Annotated in this window: 19 protein-coding genes; 7 read left to right on the top strand and 12 right to left on the bottom strand. The window is 74.7% G+C overall.

All coding sequences use genetic code 11. From position 1 onward, the window contains the following. Window positions 1–128 precede the first annotated feature (128 nt). The 3 genes from ACFVHI_RS25770 (at window position 129) to ACFVHI_RS25760 (ending at window position 2603) form a co-directional block, all read left to right on the top strand. Window positions 129–722 (top strand): TetR/AcrR family transcriptional regulator, encoded by a 594-nt coding sequence (locus ACFVHI_RS25770; protein ID WP_063346122.1) that lies wholly within the window; start codon window positions 129–131, stop codon window positions 720–722. Window positions 723–888: 166 nt separating this feature from the next. Continuing rightward, window positions 889–2013, top strand: a complete 1125-nt coding sequence (locus ACFVHI_RS25765; protein WP_380343143.1) for an SDR family oxidoreductase — start codon at window positions 889–891, stop codon at window positions 2011–2013. A 116-nt stretch (window positions 2014–2129) separates the two neighbouring features. Then, complete coding sequence (locus tag ACFVHI_RS25760; RefSeq protein ID WP_380343140.1) at window positions 2130–2603, top strand: MarR family winged helix-turn-helix transcriptional regulator; 474 nt, start codon at window positions 2130–2132, stop codon at window positions 2601–2603. 43 nt (window positions 2604–2646) lie between these two features. Here the strand turns inward: ACFVHI_RS25760 and ACFVHI_RS25755 are convergent, their stop codons facing one another. From ACFVHI_RS25755 to ACFVHI_RS25745, 3 genes are read right to left on the bottom strand one after another with little or no spacing between them, the layout of a single operon-like run. Next, a complete protein-coding gene (locus ACFVHI_RS25755; protein WP_380343137.1) occupies window positions 2647–3369 on the bottom strand; it encodes a class I SAM-dependent methyltransferase in 723 nt (240 codons plus the stop codon). Continuing rightward, window positions 3366–3872, bottom strand: coding sequence for a hypothetical protein (locus tag ACFVHI_RS25750; protein WP_380343134.1), 507 nt, complete (start codon window positions 3870–3872; stop codon window positions 3366–3368). Before ACFVHI_RS25750 ends, ACFVHI_RS25755 begins: the two co-directional genes overlap by 4 nt. Before the next feature lie 25 nt (window positions 3873–3897). Further along, window positions 3898–4128: a hypothetical protein gene (locus ACFVHI_RS25745; protein ID WP_063350865.1), complete on the bottom strand. Its 231-nt coding sequence runs from the start codon at window positions 4126–4128 to the stop codon at window positions 3898–3900. Between the two features lie 273 nt (window positions 4129–4401). Between ACFVHI_RS25745 and ACFVHI_RS25740 the strand changes: the two genes are divergently transcribed. Continuing rightward, window positions 4402–4899 carry a hypothetical protein gene (locus tag ACFVHI_RS25740; protein ID WP_380343131.1) on the top strand — a complete coding sequence of 166 codons (498 nt, stop codon included), beginning with the start codon at window positions 4402–4404 and terminating at the stop codon, window positions 4897–4899. Window positions 4900–4989: 90 nt separating this feature from the next. Here the strand turns inward: ACFVHI_RS25740 and ACFVHI_RS25735 are convergent, their stop codons facing one another. The 5 genes from ACFVHI_RS25735 to ACFVHI_RS25715 form a co-directional block, all read right to left on the bottom strand. Beyond that, window positions 4990–7137, bottom strand: coding sequence for an acyltransferase family protein (locus ACFVHI_RS25735; RefSeq protein WP_159398315.1), 2148 nt, complete (start codon window positions 7135–7137; stop codon window positions 4990–4992). Window positions 7138–7325: 188 nt separating this feature from the next. Then, window positions 7326–9053 (bottom strand): cellulose synthase catalytic subunit, encoded by a 1728-nt coding sequence (locus ACFVHI_RS25730; RefSeq protein WP_363373247.1) that lies wholly within the window; start codon window positions 9051–9053, stop codon window positions 7326–7328. A gap of 222 nt (window positions 9054–9275) precedes the next feature. Then, window positions 9276–9842, bottom strand: a complete 567-nt coding sequence (locus ACFVHI_RS25725; RefSeq protein WP_380343127.1) for a GNAT family N-acetyltransferase — start codon at window positions 9840–9842, stop codon at window positions 9276–9278. A gap of 234 nt (window positions 9843–10076) precedes the next feature. After that, window positions 10077–10706, bottom strand: a complete 630-nt coding sequence (locus tag ACFVHI_RS25720) for a maleylpyruvate isomerase N-terminal domain-containing protein (RefSeq protein ID WP_380343124.1) — start codon at window positions 10704–10706, stop codon at window positions 10077–10079. A 64-nt stretch (window positions 10707–10770) separates the two neighbouring features. Further along, window positions 10771–11400 (bottom strand): TetR/AcrR family transcriptional regulator, encoded by a 630-nt coding sequence (locus ACFVHI_RS25715; protein WP_063346130.1) that lies wholly within the window; start codon window positions 11398–11400, stop codon window positions 10771–10773. Between the two features lie 208 nt (window positions 11401–11608). Here ACFVHI_RS25715 and ACFVHI_RS25710 point away from each other — a divergent pair, with 208 nt between their 5' ends. From ACFVHI_RS25710 to ACFVHI_RS25700, 3 genes are all read left to right on the top strand, one after another. Continuing rightward, on the top strand, window positions 11609–12367 hold the full coding sequence (locus ACFVHI_RS25710; RefSeq protein ID WP_063346131.1) for an SDR family oxidoreductase: 759 nt from the start codon (window positions 11609–11611) through the stop codon (window positions 12365–12367). Window positions 12368–12516: 149 nt separating this feature from the next. Beyond that, window positions 12517–13275: an SDR family oxidoreductase gene (locus ACFVHI_RS25705; RefSeq protein ID WP_380343162.1), complete on the top strand. Its 759-nt coding sequence runs from the start codon at window positions 12517–12519 to the stop codon at window positions 13273–13275. After that, on the top strand, window positions 13272–14243 hold the full coding sequence (locus ACFVHI_RS25700) for an NADPH:quinone oxidoreductase family protein (protein ID WP_380343120.1): 972 nt from the start codon (window positions 13272–13274) through the stop codon (window positions 14241–14243). The genes ACFVHI_RS25705 and ACFVHI_RS25700 overlap by 4 nt, the downstream gene beginning before the upstream one ends. Before the next feature lie 204 nt (window positions 14244–14447). Here ACFVHI_RS25700 and ACFVHI_RS25695 read toward each other — a convergent pair whose 3' ends face one another. The 4 genes from ACFVHI_RS25695 to ACFVHI_RS25680 form a co-directional block, all read right to left on the bottom strand. Further along, window positions 14448–15476: a YncE family protein gene (locus ACFVHI_RS25695; protein ID WP_380343117.1), complete on the bottom strand. Its 1029-nt coding sequence runs from the start codon at window positions 15474–15476 to the stop codon at window positions 14448–14450. Window positions 15477–15703: 227 nt separating this feature from the next. Next, window positions 15704–16993, bottom strand: coding sequence for an alpha/beta hydrolase family protein (locus ACFVHI_RS25690; RefSeq protein ID WP_380343114.1), 1290 nt, complete (start codon window positions 16991–16993; stop codon window positions 15704–15706). A gap of 161 nt (window positions 16994–17154) precedes the next feature. After that, window positions 17155–18366: an acyl-CoA dehydrogenase family protein gene (locus ACFVHI_RS25685; protein WP_380343113.1), complete on the bottom strand. Its 1212-nt coding sequence runs from the start codon at window positions 18364–18366 to the stop codon at window positions 17155–17157. Window positions 18367–18369: 3 nt separating this feature from the next. Further along, window positions 18370–19407, bottom strand: coding sequence for a phosphotransferase family protein (locus ACFVHI_RS25680; protein ID WP_380343111.1), 1038 nt, complete (start codon window positions 19405–19407; stop codon window positions 18370–18372). Window positions 19408–19544 lie beyond the last annotated feature (137 nt).

Here is a 19544-nt window from a genome sequence, read left to right as displayed (position 1 = left end):
CGAGAGCACGCACGCCGACACGAACGAGGGAGTCCCGGAGCGCTGCTCCACAACGACCTGCTTCCCGCCCGCGGCCCAGCACTGAGGCCAGTCGACAGGAATATGCAGACCGGTCTATTGTTTTCCGCATGGGAGTCAAGGGTGAGGAGACCCGGGCCCGGCTGATCGCCGGTACCCGGACGCTGATCGAGGCACAGGGCTACTTCGGAACCGGCCTCAACCAGATCGTGGCCGCGACGGGCGCACCGCGCGGCTCGCTCTACTTCCACTTCCCCGAGGGCAAGGACCAACTGGTCGCCGCCTCCCTCGCCCAGGCCGGGCAGGAGGTCGAGGACCTGCTCGCCGCGCTGGCCGCCGAGGGCGCCGACAGCGGAGCGCTCACCGAGCGGCTCACCGAGGTCTTCGCCGAGCGACTGGCGCGCTCCGACTACACCAAGGGCTGCCCGATCGCGATCGTCGCCCTGGAGGTCGCCGGCACCAACGAGCCGCTGCGCGCCGTCTGCGCGGAGGTGTACGAGAGCTGGCAGCGCGTGCTGGCCGACCGGCTGGAGGCCGAGGGCTTCCAGCCGGCCGAGGCCGCGACGGCGGCCGGGCAGGTACTGGCGCTGATGGAGGGCGCGGTCCTGCTCGCGTCGGTCCGGCGCAGCCGCGAGCCGCTGGACCACGCGCTGCACGCCGTCCGCCACCTGCTCGGCGCCAAGCCGGCCGCTCGCACCCCGTAGGGCTTCGCGGAAGCGGAGCCGCCGCCGACCGGTGCGCGGCTCCGCCCCTCCTTCCGATTCCTTGTGCCCGAATTCTCCTGTGCCCGAAGTTTTCTCGTGTCCGAGTTTTCTCGTGTCCAAAAAATATGCAGACCGGTCTACAGATTCCAACTCCAGGAGTTGCCACATGCCGCCCCTCCCACCACCGCCCCGCACCCTCGTCCTCGGCGCCACCGGCTTCCTCGGCCGCTGGCTCGTCCTCGAACTCCTCACCCGCGGCGAGCCCGTGGCCGCCGCCGTGCGCGGCGCCGGCCGTGACACCGAGCTGCGCCACTGGCTGCGCACCCACGGCGCCGACGACACCGTGCTGACCACCGTCGCCGCCGACCTCACCCGCCCCGGCCTCGGCCTCTCCCCCGAGGACGACGCCCGGCTCACCGAGGTCCGCGATGTCCACAACCTCGCCGCCCGCTACCAGTTCGGCCTCACCCGCGCCCAGGCCGAACCCGCCAACGTCCACGGCGCCCTGCACGCCCTCCACTGGTCCGCCACCCGGCCCCGGCTGCGCCGCCTGGTCCACCTCTCCGGCTACCGCGTCGGCCGCGATCCGCAGCCGCAGTACCCGCCCAGCCCCCGCGCGACCACCGCCGCCTACGCACGCCTCGGCGCGTACGAGGCCTCCAAGCTGCTCGGCGACGCCGCCGTCCGGGTCACCGCGCCCCGACTCGGCGTCCCGCTCACCACCGTCAACCCCAGCAGCGTCATCGGCCACTCGCGGACCGGCGAGGCCGGCCAGTACCTCGGCCTGGCCCAGCTCGTCCGCCAGCTCCACCGCGGCCGCCTGCCGCTGCTGCCCGGCACCCGCCGCACCTTCCTGCCCGTGGTCACCGTCGACCACCTGGCCCGCTTCCTCGCCGCCGTCCCCGCCCACGACAGCGCCGCCACCCCCACGCCCGACGGCTCCGCCGCCCCCGACGCCACCCCCACACCCGACGGCTCCGCCGTGGTGGCCCACACCGTCCTCGACCCCGCCACCCCCGTCCTCCCGGACCTGATCGCCCTGCTCGCCGCCCACCTCGGCGTCCGCCCGCCCCGCGGCCTGGCGCCCGTCGCCATCGTCCGCCGCCTCCCCCGCGCCCTCACCGGCGCCGACCCGGAGACCCTCGGCTTCCTCTCCGAGGACCGCTACGACACCACCTCCGCCGACCGCCTCGCCACCGCCGCCGGCCTGGCCCACCCGCCCCTCGCCCCGGCCCTCCGGCACTGGGTCGACCGGCTGGTCGCCGAGGACTTCGGCGCCCCGCCCCGGTGAACCCCCGGTGAGCGCGGCACAGAACGCCGGGGCGGTTCAGCCGGCGGCCGCGAACGGTTCCCTCCACGCGGTTCCTCCACGGCAGGGATTGGCAACCCAGGTGTCATGATGGCGGGGTGACCGGTACCGATGCCCCGCTCCCGCCCGACGTCCTCGCCCACCGGCTCATGGACGTGTTCGACCTGGTCGGCCCGCTGTACCGACGGGTGCTCCGCACGGTGGAACTCGCGGCTCCCATCGAGGGGCTGTCCGTCGGCGTGCGCGCCGTGCTGCTCCTGCTCGCGGAACACGGGCCCATGACCGTCCCTCAGATGGCCCGCGCACAGGCACTGAGCAGGCAGTTCGTGCAACGCATGGTCAACGACGCGGCAGCCCTGGACCTGGTCGAGATCACCCCGAACCCCGCCCACCAGCGGTCCTCGCTGATCCGGCTGACCGGCCACGGCAGGGCCGCCGTCTCCGCGGCGAGCGCCCGCGAGCACGCCCTGCTCCGCCAGGTCGGCGGCGAGCTGACCGACGCCGACCTGACCGCCTGCGTGCACGTCCTCACGCAGATGCTCGAACTCTTCGACAATGTCGACGTGAACTGACCCCCGCACCGCGCGAGCGCGGCCCGGACGCCAGGAGGGCGACCTACCCGAAGACCAGGCTCGTCCAGCGGACGCCGGACCGGCCGTGCAGGTCGCCGCGTTCGGCGCGATGGAGCAGCCGCAGACCCTGGGCGGCGGCGAGCGCGACGGTCTCCTCGGGCGGGACGTCGAACATCCGGCGGCCCGGCGGGACGGGGCCGTGGCGCAGGGTCAGGGCGAGGCGCCCGCCCGGGGCGAGCAGTCGGCCGAGGGCGGCCATCGCCAACGCCCGCTCGGCAGGGGCGAGATGCATCCACACGGCGGTCAGCAGGACGAGGTCGAAGCGTTCGGCGCCGGCGCTCAGGTGCGGCAGCTCGGGCAGCGCGTCGGCGACCCAGCGCACGCCGGAGCCCGCGTGCAACCGCTCGGCGACGGAACGGAGTTCGGCGGTCGGCTCGACGGCCACCACCGGATGGCCGAGGGCGGCGAGGGCGGCCGCGTCCCGCCCGGTGCCGGCGCCCACGTCGAGGACGGCGGCGGGCGGGGGCGGGTAGCTGTGCAGCAGGTCCGCGTGGACCTCGGCGAAGGTCACGCTCTCGTACTGGACGGCGAGCTCCTCCGCCGCCTCGGCGTAACCGGCAGTGCTCGAAAGCCCGTTCAGGCCTTCCGCCTCGTCCACCCCGTCCATCCCGTCCATCCCGTCCATCCCGTTCACGTGCTCCACCCCGTTCAACTCGTCCAACTCGTCCACCCCGTTCGTGTCCGCCGCCCCGGTCACCCCGATCATGCCTTCCGGTCCCGGACGACCACCGCGTCACCGGCCGCCGCCGCGTCGGCGAAGAAGTCCCGCAGCTCCCGCAGGTCGGCGACCACCCGGGTCGCCCACGTCTCGGACCACGGCGTCGGGTACCCGAGGCGCGCGACCGTCCGGGCCAGCACGGTGTCCTGCTGGCGCACGAGTTCGCCGAGCGCCGAGTCGCGCAGGAAGGTGAAGGCGGCCGCGACCTGCGCGGGGCTCAGCACCAGCGGATCGGTCTGCACGGCGTCGGGTTCGCGGCGCTCGCCGCCGTACACGGGCAGGCGGGCGGCCGGGTCGGGGTGCAGGCCGTTCTCGGTGAGGGCCAGTTCCATCAGCCGGGCGGTGCTCCGCACGCCGAGGAGGAGTCCGGCGGAGGCCAGCTGGCCGTAGCGGACGTCCTGCCAGTCGGGGACGAGCTCGCCGAGTTCCGTCGGCGAGCAGGTGTCGACCTCCTGGCCGGGCAGGCGGCGCCAGAAATGATCCACGCTCACCCGGACAGCGTAACGAAAGCGCGGCTCACGCCTCGCCGGGGTGCCAGAGGGGCCACTCCCAGGGGCGATCCGCCCAGTGGACGCGGACCGGATCTCGCGGGTCGAGGTCCGGAAAGAGCTGGTGGATCCGGGGTTCGAACTCCTCGGGGGCGAGCGGCTCCCAGCCGTGGCCCTCGAAGTGGACCAGGCGGTAGCGGCTGTCGGTCCGGAAGTCGGCCACCTCGACCAGGTGCTTGGACGTGCTGTTGGTCTCCATGCCCCCCAGCATGTGGCGCGGCGGCAATCGGCGCCCCTCCAGACCCCTCTTCCGGGTCATGTCCCGGCGTCGGCGCGCTCGTTGAGCACGGGGAAGGCATGGCGGGGGATTCGACGGGGGGTTCGGCGCTGGAAGGACGACAACATGACTGGGCAGTCCACCGGAGGACAGTGGCAGTGGCCGCAGGACGCTTGGCAGCCACCCCCGGTACCCACCGCGTTCGCGCCGGCCCCCGTTCGGCCGCCCGCACCGGCGTCGCGGCGGTCGCGGAAGGTGTGGGCCGCCGCGACCGTCGGGACGGTCGCCGTCCTCGCCGCCGTCCTGGCGATGTGCGGGCCGGGGACGGGAGACGAACTGGACGTGGTGGCCCTGCCACACACCTCCCCCTCCGCGTCCGACCCGACGGCGCCGGACCCGCCCGCGTTCTCGCCGCTCCCCACCACACCCGCGCCGTCCCCGCTCCCGCCGCCCACGCCGGAGCGCGCCCGACCGGCCCTGGCCACGGCCACGGCGGCGGCCGCGCCGAACGAGGACGAGCCGGCCGACGCCCAGCACGCGGCGACCGCGCACCCGAAGCCCGGCCGCACCGCGCGCCCCTCGCCGTCGCCCCACGGCGCCCCCGCCCCGGCCGGCGCCACCCCGGCGGCTCCGGCTACCGGCGCGGCGCTGCCCACCCTCGGCCCGGGCGGCATCTGCGACCAGGCCGAACGCGTCGGCCGCTGGCCCGCGGGCTCGGAGCAGGCCCGCCTCTGCCACAGCATCTACGGCTGAGAAAACGCCTGCGCGGCCACACCCGCACCCGCACGACGAGGGCGCCCCGCCGGATCGATCCGGCGGGGCGCCCCAGGTGGCGGAGCCGCGCTACCCGGCCGCCTCCAGGATTCCCTTGTCCAGGCGCGGCGCCAGGACGCGGGCCAGGGTGTCGGTGATGTGGCCGGTGTCGCGGTACAGCACCACGCCCTCCAGCACCGCCGGGCAGTCCGGTCCGCTGCCGGGGCACAGCAGCGGGCCCAGGTCGAGGGTGCGGACGCCGTAGCGGGCGGCGAGCCCGCCGTCGAGCATCGGATCCGGTTCGAAGGCGGTGTCGCGCGGGAAGAAGCAGGCGTCCGAGCGGCCGTCGGAGGCGGCGAGGCAGGTCGGGATGTCCTTGCCGGGCATCGGGGTGTCGCCGAGGTAGGCGAGCGGGGCGCCGACGGCGGCGAGGCGGTCCAGGGTGCGGGTCCAGCCCTGGGTGCGTTCCTCCTGGCTGCCGTACCTGTTGAGGCCGGCCATCAGGACGAGGCGCGGCCTGGGCCCGGAGGTGAGCCGGGTGAGGGTGTTCTCGCGCCAGCGGTCGCACTCCTCGAAGGTGCGGCCGAGGACGTTGTTGCGCACGGTGAGGGTGGCGAGCGGGCAGCCGGGCTTGACCAGGACCTCCAGGGCCCAGTGCCGCTGCTCGGCCATCGCGAGTGCGGACGATATCCACTGGCCGGCGTGCGAGTCGCCGAGCAGCACGATCCGGTCGGGGCTGTCCTCGGCGCCGAACAGGCAGCGCGGGCTGCTGTCGGCGTTCAGCGGGATCTCGCAGCCCTTGCCGGGCGGGAAGTCCTCCCGGGCGCGGGCCAGCGAGGGGGTCAGGCCGAGCACCCGCGCACCGGGGGCGAGCAGGGTGGGGCCGGTCGGGGCCCCGGCCGGGGCGGCGGCGGGGGTGTCGGCGGTGCCGCCGAGGGCGCGGACCGTGCCGCCGCCGAGGGTGAGTGCGGCGATCAGCGGGATGACGAGCGCGCTGGCGCCGACCGCGAGGCCCCGGCGCGGCGCCGGGCTGCTGCCGTACCGCAGCGGCTGCTCGACGAGCCGCATGGTGAGCCAGGCGGGCAGCGCGCTGGCTGCGGCGAGGGCGGCCAGGGTGGTCCAGGGCAGGGCGCCGTAGCGGGCCTGGGCGATGGTCAGCACCGGCCAGTGCCAGAGGTACCAGGCGTACGACAGGCGACCGGCGGCGCGCAGCGGCCGGTTGTCGAGGAGGCGTCCGGCGTCGGTGGCGCCGAGCGCGCGGTGGGCGGGGCCGGCGAGCAGGACGGCGGCGGCGCCGAGGACGGGCACCAGCGCGGCGGTGCCGGGGAAGGGGGTGTTCCGGTCGTAGAGCAGGATCGATGCGAGGACGGCGGCGGCGCCGGCCCAGCCGAGCAGTCGCAGCGACCAGGCCGTCCCGCGCCGCTGCACACGGCCGGCCAGGGCGCCGCCGAGCAGCGCAGCGCACGCGCCGGCCGCGAACTCCCAGAGCCGGCTGCCGGTGGAGAAGTAGGCGAGCGGCGCCGAGGTCGCCGTCCACCGGACGCACAGCAGCAGCGAGACCGCGCCGATGGCCGTGGTGGCCAGGGTGATCGCGACGGTGCGGCGGCGGCCGTGCAGGAAGCGGGCGAGGCCGAGCAGCAGAACGCCCCACAGCAGGTAGAACTGGTTCTCCACGCCGAGCGACCAGAAGTGCTGGAGCGGGCTCGGGGCGTGTTCGGCGGCCAGGTAGTCGGTCTGCTGGCCGACGAAGCGCCAGTTGACGACCTGTCCGGCGGAAGCGATCAGGTCGCGGGCGAGGTCGGTGCCGCGCAGCGGGTCGAGCAGCGCGCCGCCGGCGACGGCGGTGGCGACCAGGACGGTGGCGGCGGCGGGCAGGATGCGGCGGGCGCGGCGGGCGGCGAAGTCCCACAGGCCGATCGGGCGGCCGAGCAGCAGTCCGGTGATGAGGAAGCCGGAGATGACGAAGAAGACGTCGACGCCGACGTAGCCGCCGGCGAAGCCGGGAACGGCGGCGTGGTAGGCGAGGACGGAGAGGACGGCGACGCCGCGCAGGCCCTCGATGTCGGGGCGGAAGCCGGTGCGCCGCTGGGCCTGCGGCGGTGCGACGGCTTCTGCGGAGGGGCGCCGCTCGGGCGCGGCCTGCCGGTCCATTCGGACGACGCCGGGCAGCAGTTCGGCCGAGGCGGTGGCGGCAGGGGAGGACGGGGACGACGACGGTGGTGGTACGGCCGTTGACACGGCGGTGCTCCTCGCAGGGGCAGGCAGCGGGTGGTCGGGACCGCCGGGCCGATGGGGCGGCCGGGCGGCGCATCCGCGCCGGTGGGGCGACGCGCTGGGAAACGCGGTGGATCCGAACGAAGTTGATGGGTCGTCAGACATCGACTTTGACGTCAGGAGTTGGTGGAGTTCGTGAAATTGACGGAGCGTCAGAAGATCAGCGGATCGGCCCAGCCGGAGGCCAGCAGTCCGCAGAGCAGCAGCACGGCGGTGACGGCGACGGCCTCCGCGTGGCCGAAGCCCAGGTCGGACCGGCGCCGCACGGGCGGGGCGACCTCTCCGACGGCGGCCCCGTTGCCACCGCGCAGGAGCGGCCACAGGGACCGGATCAGCGGGATCATGGTGTACGCGGTGAGCGCGAGCAGCGCGGTGAGCGCCCAGAAGGGCTGCCAGCCGTACAGCATGGCCGCGCGCACGAGTCCGGCGATGCCCGCGAGGACGACGAACCCCAGCCAGCCGACGCCGATCCGGGCGACCGCCTTGGCCAGTGAACTGCCGCCCGACACGGCGCCGGTGGGCACCCAGTCGGCACTGCGGCGGCGCAGCGCGTGCGCGATGGCGACCACGTGGCAGAGCCCGCCGAGGAGTTGGACCCGGGTGACCTCGAAGCGCCAGCGGGTGCGGGACATCGCGGGCAGCAGGACGAGCGAGACCCAGATCGGCGGCAGGAACGGCAGCACCTGCCACGGCTGAATCTCACCGGGGGCGAAGAACAGCATGATCAGGGCGGGCAGCGGGACGGCGAAGACGTTCACCGCGCTGGTGACGTAGCCGAGGATGCCGTTCCAGAAGCAGAGCCGGGCGGAGCGAGGGAGCGGTCCGCGGCGGAAGTCCGGGTCGCGGACGAGCGCCAGGGAGCCGAGGCACCAGCGGTACTGCTGGCTGATGAAGGCGGGCAGGCCGGTGGGCGACATGCCCTTGGCGACCAGGGCGGGCACGTACCGGGTGGTCCACCCGGCGCGGGCGAGCGAGAGGCCGGTGTAGAGGTCCTCGCTGTGGTCGATCTCGGCGAAGCCTCCGACACGCATGAGTGCGGCGCGGCGGTAGAGGGCGTTGGTGCCGCAGCAGACGGTGCCGTCCTGCGCGTCCCGGGAGGGCTGGATCCAGCGGTAGAAGATCTCCTGGGTGGCTCCCGCGGCGCGTTCGAGCCAGGACATGTCGGCGTCCGTGTCGAAGCACTGCGGGCTCTGCACGATGCCGACCTCGGGGTTGTCGAGGTAGGGCACCAGGTGGTGCAGGAAGTCGGGGCGGGGGCAGAAGTCGGCGTCCAGGACGGCGACGATCTCGCCGTTGCCCTCGGCCAGGCCGTGGTTGAGGTTGCCGGCCTTCTTGAACCGGCCGCGGTCGGGGCGGGCCCGGTACTGGAAGCCGTAGGACTCGGCGAGTTCGCGCACCTCGGGGCGGGCGGCGTCGTCGAGGACGATGACGGTCAGCGCGCCGGCCCACTGGACGGCGACGGTGTGGCGGTAGGCGTTCTCCAGGACGGCCAACGGCTCGCCGGCGGTCGGCAGCAGCAGGTCGACGCTCGGGTGGCGGGCGGGCTGCCACGCGCGCATCAGCAGGTCGTGCGAGTCGCGGGTGTAGCGGCGGGCGCGCTGGCCGTCGGTGAGCGAGAGCAGCCAGGTGGCCGCGTTGAGCACGGTGAGCACCAGGAAGGGCCAGAGCAACGGCCGACTGAGGGCGAACAGGCCGAGGGTGGCGGTGGCTCCCGCGTAGGAGAGGGTGGCGCAGAGCAGCACCCAGCGGCGCTGCGGGCCGAAGTACCAGTAGAGCTCCTCGTCGTCGGGCGGGCTGGGCAGGCGGAGGTCGGGGTCCGCGGGGATCCGGCGCGGGCCGGGGACGGGCGCGGGCATGGCGGTGCCATGGAGTACGGGCATGCGGAAGTGGCCCCCCTGGGCATGGGACGGAACGTGGCCGTTCGCCCTCAGCCTCTCACATTGGCCTAGACCAATCATGAACGAGGTATGACATCTCCGCATCGCCCCTGGTCAGTGACTTGACATGTCATCACGTGCCGACGAACCGTCAAGCGATCATGGATTCGACCCCGAGCACCGTCGGCCCGCGCCCCTGCGGTCAGGCCTCCTTCGACACCTTCGTCAGGCCTCCTTCAGCGCCTTCGTCAGCTTCTCGAACCGCAGATCGGGGCGCAGCGGGACGCCGAAACGCTCGTCGCCGTACGGGAACGGGGTGAAGACCCCGGTCCGGCGGAAGCCGCGCCGCTCGTACCACGCGATCAGGTCGGCGCGCTGCTCGATCACGGTCATCTCCAGCTCGCCCACGCCCCACTCCTCGCCGGCCAGCCGCTCGGCCTCGGCGAGCACGGCCCGGCCGAGGCCGCCGCCCTGGAGCCCGGGGCGCACCGAGAACATGCCGAAGTACGCACGGTCCCCGCGGTGCTCCAGCTGGCAGCAGGCGACCAGTTGGCCGTCCCGCTCGGCGACCAGCAGCACCCCGTCGGAGCGGCCGATGACCGCGGCGACGCCCTCGGCGTCGGTGCGCTGGCCCTCCAGCAGGTCCGCCTCGGTGGTCCAGCCGGCCCGGCTGGCGTCGCCGCGGTATGCGGACTCGACCAGCTCGACCAGCGCCGGTACGTCGGCGAGCGTGGCGGGGCGGAAGGCGGGCTGCCCGGTGGGCCGGGCGTGGCTGGGGATGGTCTCGGACATGGCGGGTCCTCATTCTGCGTGCGGTGGAACCGCCCGCCGCTCGTGCCTGCGGCGTGGCGCGGGCCGTCCCTGGTGACCGGCCTGCGGGCATCGTGCCACAGCCCGCGAACCGGCCCCGAGCCGCAGGACCTGCGGCGACGGCCCCCGCGGGCCCGCCCGGCGGGAGCGCGGGCCCGGCCGCCGTCCACCCCGAGCCCGGCTCCGCCGTCGCGGCCTACGCGCCGCGCCCCGGTGTCAGCGGATGACGGGCAGGACCGGCGTGGTGTCGCGACCGGCTGCCGCCTCGATGAAGGCCACCGGGTCGGCGACCTCGGCGAGCAGGGTGCGGGTGAAGTGCAGGGCGCCGTCGGACGGCGGCGGGCCGCCGATCGCCGCGATCAGGTCGAGCAGGTGGACGGTCGCCTCCATCAGCGCCACCTCGCCGAGCGCGCCGACCGTCACCGAGCCGAGCAGCGGGTGGGCCACCGCGGCGGTGGGCGGCAGGTCGGCGATGCCGGCCAGGGCCGCCGGGCCCTCGGCCCCGAAGCGGGCGACCAGCTCGGCCGGTTCGGCTGCCGCGGCGGTCTGCTTCGCCGCCTCGGCGACCTGCTCGGCGGCGGTGTGCGCGATTCCGCCCGGCCGGTTGTAGGCCCGCAGGATGCCGACCCCGCTGGTCACCTCGGCCGGGCCGTCCACCAGGGCCCCGCGCAGCCCGGCGAACATCTCCGGCACCGGCGCCACGTGGGCGTACAGATCCCGGACGGTCCAGCCGGGCAGCCGGGTGGCGAGCCCCCACGACGCGTCGTCCAGGGCCGCGCCGCGTTCCGCCCAGGAGACCCAGGCTTCGGCCAACAGGGCGGGCACCTCACCGATCTGACGTGTCATCGGTCCTCCTCGGAGCACATGGCAACTGAGTTGTCACCTTACCGGTCGCCGGGCGGACGGCGGATCAGACCCGGGCGCCGAGCATCCGCAGCACCAACTCGCCGTAGCGGCGGCCGAGTTCATCCGGCGTCTCGGTGGAGCGGTCGGTGAACCAGCGGGAGACGTCGATGCCCAGCGAGGTGACCGCACGGGCCGCCGTCCGGACTTCGGACACCTGGAAGGCGCCGGCCGTCACGCCCGCCTCGATCAGCGCGCTGACCTCGCGCTCGATGTCCAGCCGCAGCGCCGCGACCACCGCGTAGGCGTCCTCGGGCAGCGCGTGCAGCTCGTAGTTGACCACCCGGCCGACCGTGCGGGCCCGGGCGTGCCAGGTGGTGAACTCCTCGACCAGCCGGCGCATCCGATCCACCGGGCCGCCCTCACCGGCCGCCGCCGCCCGGACCAGTTCCAGCGTGGCCGCGTGCCCGGCCTGGCTGATCTCGGCCAGCAGCGCGGCCTTGGACTGGTAGTGGATGTACAGCGCCGCCGGGCTCATCCCGGCGGCGGTGGCGATGTCCCGGGTGGTGGTGGCGTGGAAACCGCGCTCCGCGAAGGATTCGACGGCCGCCTGGAGCAGCCGGTACGCCGCCTCGGGGCGGGAGTCGGCGCCGCCGGGCAGGGTGCGCCAGAGGTCGGCGATGGGCGTGCTGGTCATGGCGCCATCCTCCCAGAGAACTCGTACACACATTCCCGCCGCCCGGTCGACGGGCTGTTGACAGGCTCCCGCACCGACACCATGCTGAGCAAGCGCTTAGTCAGCCGGTGGACCGGCACACCCGCCGACCGGGCACCCCCGCCGAACCGGCGCCTCCGTCCACCCGGCACCCCTCGTCGAACGTTCCGCGCGAAAGGCAGGACCCTCCGTGGCGTACTCCTTCAAGGGCCGGGTGGCCGTCGTCACCGGATCGAGCCGGGGCATCGGCCTCGGCATCGCACGCGAGCTGGTCGCCCGCGGCGCCAAGGTCTGCCTGACCGCCCGCAACCCCGAGCCGCTCGCCGAGGCCGTCCACGACCTGGGCGGGCCGGAGAACGCCATCGCCGTCGCCGGCAGGACCGACGACCCGGTCCACCAGGAGGAGGCCGTCGCCCGCACCCTGGAGGCCTTCGGCCGGCTCGACCACCTGGTCAACAACACCGGCATCAACCCCCTCTACGGCCCGGTCCTCGACGCCGACGAGGCCGCCGCCGCCAAGATCCTCGCCGTCAACGTGCTGGCCCCGCTGGCCTGGACCCGCCGCGCGCACGCCGCCTGGATGGGCGAGCACGGCGGCTCGGTGGTCAACGTCGCCTCCGTCGCGGGCATCCGCTCCTCGCTCGGGATCGGCATGTACGGGGTCAGCAAGGCCGCGCTGATCCGGCTCACCACCGAACTCGCCGCCGAACTGGGCGGCCAGGGCATCCGGGTCAACGCCGTCGCCCCCGCCGTGGTCAAGACCAGGTTCGCCGAGGCCCTGTACGAGGGCCGGGAGGAGCAGGTCGCCGCCGCCTACCCGCTCGGCCGGCTCGGCGTGCCCGAGGACGTCGCGGGCGCGGTCGCCTTCCTGCTCTCCGCGGACGCCGCCTGGATCACCGGCCAGACCCTGGTCGTGGACGGCGGCGTCACCCTCGGCGGCGGCCTGTGAGCGGCACGGCGGACGCAGCGGACGCGGACGCACGGGCGACGGACGCACCGACGACGGACGCACGGACGACGGACTCGGCGGACCAGGAAGCCCCTGCGACGGACGCAGCGGACCCGGACGCGCCGGCGACGGACTTCGCCGGCCAGGGCGTGGTGGTGACCGGCGGCGGGCGCGGTATCGGCGCCGCCCTGGCCCGGGCCTTCGCCGCGGCCGGCGCCCGGGTGGTGGTCAACGACCTGGACGCCGAGGCCGCCCACGCCGTCGCCGGGGACTGCGGCGGCACCGCCGCCCCCGGGGACGCCGCCTCCCCCGAGGGGCTGGCCGCCCTGGTCGGGCAGGCCCGGGCCGCGCTCGGCGAGATCGACGTGTGGTGCGCCAACGCGGGCGTCGCCCCGGTCGGCGGGGCCGACGCGCCCGCCGCGGCCTGGGCGAGCGCCTGGGAGGTCAACGTCCTCGCCCACGTCCGGGCCGCCGAACTGCTGCTCCCCCGCTGGCTGGAGCGCGGCGGGGGCCGCTTCCTCGCCACGGTCTCCGCCGCCGGGCTGCTCACCATGTTGGGATCGGCCCCGTACGCGGTCACCAAGCACGGCGCGCTCGCCTTCGCCGAGTGGCTCTCCGCGACGTACCGCCACCGCGGCGTCCGGGTGCACGCGCTCTGCCCGCAGGGCGTGCGCACCGACATGCTCGCCTCAACCGGCGCGGTCGGCGAGGCACTGCTCGCACCCACCGCGCTGGACCCGGAGGACGTCGCCGAGGCGGCGCTGGCCGGGCTGCGCGAGGGCCGCTTCCTGATCCTGCCGCACCCCGAGACCGCCGAGTACTACCGGGTCCGGGCCACCGAACCGGACCGCTGGATCAACGGGATGAACCGGCTCCAGCAGGGGCTGGAGAGGAGCGAGGCGCTGTGAGGGCCTGGCAGGTGGAACAGCTCGGCGAGCCGGGCGAGGTGATGCGGCTGGCCGACGACGTGGCGCGGCCGGTGGCCGGGCCGGGGCAGCTGCTCGTCCGGGTGCGGGCCGCGGCGGTCAACTTCCCGGACGCGCTGATGGTGCGCGGCCAGTACCAGGTCCGCCCGCCGCTGCCGTTCACGCCCGGCGTGGAGCTGTGCGGCGAGGTGGCGGACGGCGCGCGGCGGGGCGAGCGGCTGATCGGCAACCCGGTGCTGCCGCACGGCGCCTTCGCCGAGTACGCCCTGCTGGACGCGGCGGCTGCCTTCCCCGCGCCCGGGGCGCTGGACGACGCCGAGGCGGCCGCGCTGCACATCGGCTACCAGACCGCGTGGTTCGCCCTGCACCGCCGGGCCCGGCTGGCGGCCGGCGAGACGCTGCTGGTGCACGCGGCGGCGGGCGGCGTGGGCAGCGCGGCGGTCCAGCTGGGCCGGGCCGCCGGGGCCCGGGTGGTCGCCGTGGTCGGCGGCCCCGCCAAGGCGCAGGCGGCCCGGGCGCTCGGCGCCGACCTGGTGGTGGACCGGACGGCCGGGGACTTCGTCGCCGCCGTCAAGGAGTTCACCGGCGGGCGCGGCGCGGACGTGGTCTTCGACCCGGTCGGCGGGGACGCCTACACCGGCTCCACCAAGTGCGTCGCCTTCGAGGGCCGGATCGTGGTGGTCGGCTTCGCCGCCGGCCGGATCCCTGCGCCGGCGCTCAACCACGCGCTGGTGAAGAACTACGCCATCCTCGGCCTGCACTGGGGCCTCTACAATACCCACGATCCGCAGGCCGTCCGCGCCGCCCATGACGAGCTGACCCGGCTCGCCGACCGGGGCGCGGTCTGCCCGCTGGTGAGCGCCCGGGTGCCGCTCGCCGGGGCCGCCGACGCCGTCGAGCTCGTCGCCGCCGGGCGCAGCACCGGCCGGATCGCCGTCCTGGGGGACTGACGACCGGCGGCGGTTCAGGTGCTGCGGCGGGCGGACTCGTGTTCCTGGGCCGGGCGGAGCCGAGGCCGGCAGGGCCCCCGGCACTGCGCGGAACGCGCAGGGCGCGCAGAACGCGCAAGGCGCCGTAGGTCCCTCGCCGTGCCGCCCTCCGTCCGTACTCGTCAGGAGGGCGGCGCTCCCCCGCCGGTCAGCGGGGGACTCCGGTCAGCGGGTGACGATCTGGAGGGCGGTGTCGCGGGTGGCGTTGCGCCAGCCGAACGCGTAGACGGTGCTGCTGTCGGCGCTCACCGCCGTGTCGCTGACGCTGTCCAGGGTGAAGGGGACCGTCTCGGTCGGCACCGGAGCGTAGGTGGCGGTGTCGAAGGCCACCAGCGCGACCGCCCGCGGATCGCGGTCATACCGAACGGTGCGCAGACGGGTCCCGTTCGGGCTGACGGAGACACCGGTGAGTCCGGCGGAGGCGACCGGCGCGAGCGTGACGGGTGCCTGCGCGGCGTCGGTGGCGGGGTCGACGGGGAAGACCTGGTTGGCGGCGCTGTCGGCGACGGCGAACAGGTGGGTGCCGTCGGGGGTGAACGCCGCCTGACGGATCGCCTGACGGAGGTTCGACACCGAGCCGACCACGGTCGGCGCGGCCCCGGGGGCGCCCGAGATGTCGAGGTGCACCAGCCCGGACCCGGCGGCGACGTAGGCGTCGCGACCGCCGGGCCGCAGGGCGATCGACTGCGCGTAACTGCCGGGCAGCGCGACCTCGCCGGTGAACGCGTTCTGCGCGGTCGAGAAGGTCAGCACCCGTCCGGGAGTCTCGGCGGGCACCCCGGGCGGGGGGATCGGCGGCACGTTGTAGCCCGTCGCGCCGGCCTGGGTGACGTAGACCGTCGCGCCGTCGGCGCTGAGCGCGATGTCGTGCGTACGGCCGGTGAGCCAGGCGGCGGGCTTGTTCTGCGGCGGCAGCGGTGCGGCGGCGAGGAGGGTGCCGGTCGTGGTGTCGACCACGTTCATGACGAGACCGCTCACGACGTACACGCGCCTGCCGTCAGGGCTGATCACGGTCTGGTGGTAGTCGCTCTCGGCGTTGGCCAGCGGGATCTGCGCGGTGACGGTGTCCGTCCCGGTGTCGACGGTCTTGAGCGCGCCGTCGGCCGTGACGTAGACCTTGTCCCCGGCCGGGCTGACCGCCATCCCGGAGACCAGGGTCCCGACCGGGACGGTGACCACCCCCGCCACTGCCACTGCCCCCGCCACTGCCGGCGCCCTGTCGGCGGCGACGGCGGTCCCGCCGCCAGAGGCCAGGAGCAGCACGCAGGCGGCCAGCGATGCTCCACAACGTCCGTATACAGCAAGTGAGTTCATGGCGTTCCTCTCCAACTCGGACTGATGCCGGACAGGTTATTGCGGGAGCTTGAGGGAGGGTGCAAGTTTCCCGACTGTTCGTCTTCGCTCCCCGGCGGTCAGTACGCCTAACGCTCGTACACCATCTCCGGGAAGCGCGCCGAGGGCCCGTCCAGCAGGTGGTCGTCGTGTCCGCGCAGCCAGCGGTCGAGGAAGGACGCGACGTAGGAGCGGGTGGCGAGCACCGCCCGGTCGGGGCGGATGTCGCCGACGTCGGCGCTGAGCCGCTCCGGGGTGATCGCGCCCTGCCGGGCGAGCTGGGGCAGCAGGGACTGCGCGTCGGTGTAGGAGCCGTGCCGGGAGCCGTTCAGCGTGACGTCGGCGTGCCAGCCGGTGCTGTGCTGCCAGAGGGCGTCCCAGCCGGGCTGCCGGTGGTAGTCCCCGGAGTCCTCGTTGCGGGTGCCCATCAGCAGGAACGGGCGGTCCAGGCCGCCCTGGGCGACGCTGGGCAGGTCCACCCCGGTGTGGCCGTCCGGCCCGGGGAAGTGCAGTTGGCCGTCCAGGTTGACTCCGGCCGCGATGCGCGGGTCGTCGTGCATGGTCTGGAGGGCGGTGAAGCCGCCCGCCGAGTGGCCGACCATGCCGATCCGGTCGAGGTCCAGCGAGGCGGCGAGGCCGACCGGCAGCCGTGGGTCCAGACGCAGGCCGCCGAGTTCGTCCAGTACGAAGCGGGTGTCGTCCACCCTGGTCTGCATCGACTTGCGCAGCACCGCGCCGATGTCCAGGCCGGGCTGTCCGACCAGCGCGGGGAACACGGAGGTGGCCAGGTTCCCGTCGGGGAAGGCGACTTCGGAGGCCTCGTAGGTGTGGTCCAGCGTCACCACGACGTAGCCGCGCGAGGCCAGGTCCTCGACCAGGCCGGTGCCCCAGGTGCGCGGGTCACCGAGGCCGGCCGAGTACAGCACCACCGGTCGCGGGCCGCCGGGCAGGGCGGGGGCGTCCGATCGGGCGTGGGTGCGGATGCCCGCCCAGTCGGTGCGGCCGGGCGTGGCGCCGTGGTTCGCCTGGCCGATGCTGCCCTCGGTGCCGAAGTGTTCGCCGGCCGCGGGGTCCATGTAGCGGGCGCGGTCGGCGCCGGTGGCCGGGCGGGCGGTCGGGTACCAGAGGCTGATCATCAGCTCGCGGCGCTGCCCGGGCTTCCAGGGGTCCTCCCGCCCGGTGTCGGTCAGGTGCAGCGTGGTGGTGCCGATCGGGTACGGCCCGGTGGGCTCCGGCAGCCAGGCCCGGGCCTGGCGCTCGCCACCGCCGTCCGCCCCCGGCGCCGGTGCTGCCGCCACCGCCCCGGGGGCGCCGGCCACTCCGAGCACCGCCGTCGCCGCCAGAAGTACCGCCGCCACGGCCCGTCCCCGCCCGCCCATGATGTCTCTCCTCGTCCCCGTTGATCTGCCAGCCCACAAGGCTGCTGACCTGCTGGCCTGCTGGCCTGCTGGCCTGCTGATCAGGACAGTACGGGCGGGGGCGGACCACGGCCGTCATACCCAGGAGCCAACCTGCCCCTGAGTACTCCGGTATGACACCCCTACGGGTGCCGCCGCAGCTCGCGCCGGGCCAGCGAGCGCTTGTGCACCTCGTCCGGTCCGTCGGCCAGCCGCAGGGTGCGGTTGCCGGCCCAGAGCTGCGCGAGCGGGGTGTCCTGGCTGACACCCGCGGCGCCGTGCGCCTGGACGGCCTTGTCGAGGATCCATTCGACGGTGCGCGGGGTGGCGATCTTGATCGCCTGGATCTCGGTGTGCGCGCCCCGGTTGCCGACGGTGTCCATCAGCCAGGCGGTCTTGAGCACCAGCAGCCGCAACTGCTCGATCCTGACCCGGGATTCGGCGATCCAGTCCTGCACCACGCCCTGCTCGGCGAGCGGCCGGCCGAAGGCGACCCGCCCGTTCACCCGGCGGCACATCAGCTCCAGGGCGCGCTCGGCGATGCCGATCGCGCGCATGCAGTGGTGGATCCGGCCGGGGCCGAGCCGGGCCTGCGCGATGGCGAAGCCCGCGCCCTCCTCCCCGATCAGGTTCCCGACCGGGACGCGGACGTCCTCGAACAGCACCTCGGCGTGGCCGCCGTGGTCCGCGTCGTCGTAGCCGAAGACCGTCATGCCGCGCCTGACGGTGACGCCGGGGGTGTCGCGCGGGACGAGCACCATGCTCTGCTGGCGGTGCGGTTCGGCGGCCGGGTCGGTCTTGCCCATCACGATGAGGATCCGGCACTGCGGGTTCATCGCCCCGGTGATGTACCACTTGCGGCCGTTGACGACGTACTCGTCGCCGTCGCGCTCGATCCGGGTGGCGATGTTGGTGGCGTCCGAGGAGGCGACCTCGGGCTCGGTCATCGCGAAGGCGGAGCGGATCTCGGCGTCCAGCAGCGGGCGCAGCCAGCGCTCGCGCTGCTCGGCGGTACCGAACTGGGCGAGCAGTTCCATATTGCCGGTGTCGGGGGCTGCGCAGTTGAACGCGGGCGGGGCCAAGTGCGGGCTGCGGCCGGTGATTTCGGCGAGCGGGGCGTACTGGAGGTTGGTCAGGCCGGCGCCGCGCTCCCCGGGGAGGAAGAGATTCCACAGGCCCTGTTTGCGCGCCTCGGCCTGGAGTTCGGCGACCACGGGCGGGATGCTCCAGGCCTCGCGGGCCGGGTCGGCCAGCTGCTGCGCGAGGGCCGCCTCCGCCGGGTGCACGTGCTGGTCCATGAAGGCCAGCAGCTGCTCGCGGAGTTCGTTGGTGCGGGCGTCGTAGGCGAAGTCCATCGGTCAGTGCTCCTTGAGGGTGCTCAGGCCGTACCGGGCGAGGATCGGGGCCATCTCGCCGGCCCGCTCGAAGCCCGCGCCGAGCGTGCCGCCCTGCTGGTAGCGGTAGTGGATGCCCTCGGCGACGACGGCGAGTTTGAAGGAGGCGAAGGCGACGTACCAGTCCAGGTCGGCGGCCTGCCGGCCGGTCAACTCGGCGTAGTACGCGACGAGTTCGTCCGGCTTCGGGAAGCCGGGGGCGGTCGCGGCGGAGGGGATGATGCCGCCGCCGACGCCGGCGACCTCGGTGTACATCACCAGCAGGCCGACATCGGTGAGCGGGTCGCCGAGGGTGGACATCTCCCAGTCCAGCACGGCGGTGATCGCGTCGCCGTCGCCGACCAGGACATTGTCCAGCCGGTAGTCGCCGTGCACCAGGGCGGGCGCCGGGGAGATCGGCCGCCGCTCGGCGAGCAGGGCGTGCAGCCGCTCCACCTCGGGCAGTTCGCGGCTGCGGGAGTTCGCCAACTGGGTGGACCAGCGGCGCAGTTGGCGCTCCAGGTAGCCGTCGGGGCGGCCGAAGTCCGCGAGACCGACGTCGGCCGGGTCGATCCGGTGCAGGGCGGCGAGGGTGTCGACCAGCCGCCGCCCGAGCGCGTGGACGCGCTGCTCGCCGAGGGCGGCGATCGGGGCGAGGGCCCGGTGCGCGACGCCGGGGACGAACTCCATCAGGTACCAGGGGGCGCCGAGCACGTCCGTGCCGGGATCGAGCAGCAGGGTGCGCGGGACGGGCACGTCGGTGTCGCGCAGGGCGGTCATGACGCGGTACTCGCGGCCCATGTCGTGCGCGGTGGCCAGGACGTGCCCGAGCGGCGGGCGGCGCAGCACCCAGCGGCCGGTGCCGCCAGTGCCGCCGGTGAGGACGTACGTGAGGTTGGAGCGGCCCCCCTCGACGAGGTCGGCCCGCAGCGGGCCCTGGACGAGGCCGGGCAGCTCCCGGTCCAGGTGGGCGCGGAGGCGGGCCAGGTCCAGCCCGGGCGGCTCGGCGGGGGTCTCGGGCATCGGGCGGCTCCTCGGGGTCCTCGGGGTGTGGCCTCGTTGACTAAGCGCTTGCTTAGCATTCAGCCGGACGCCGCCCGCTGTCAATGCCGCCCCGCACACAACGAGCCCCCGGACCAAGCGGTCCGGGGGCTCGCGGG

The sequence above is a fragment of the Kitasatospora sp. NPDC127121 genome (assembly GCF_042677305.1).
Classification (GTDB): domain Bacteria; phylum Actinomycetota; class Actinomycetes; order Streptomycetales; family Streptomycetaceae; genus Kitasatospora.
Note: the sequence above shows the minus strand (reverse complement) of the source record. Positions and strands in the feature narration are given on the sequence as shown.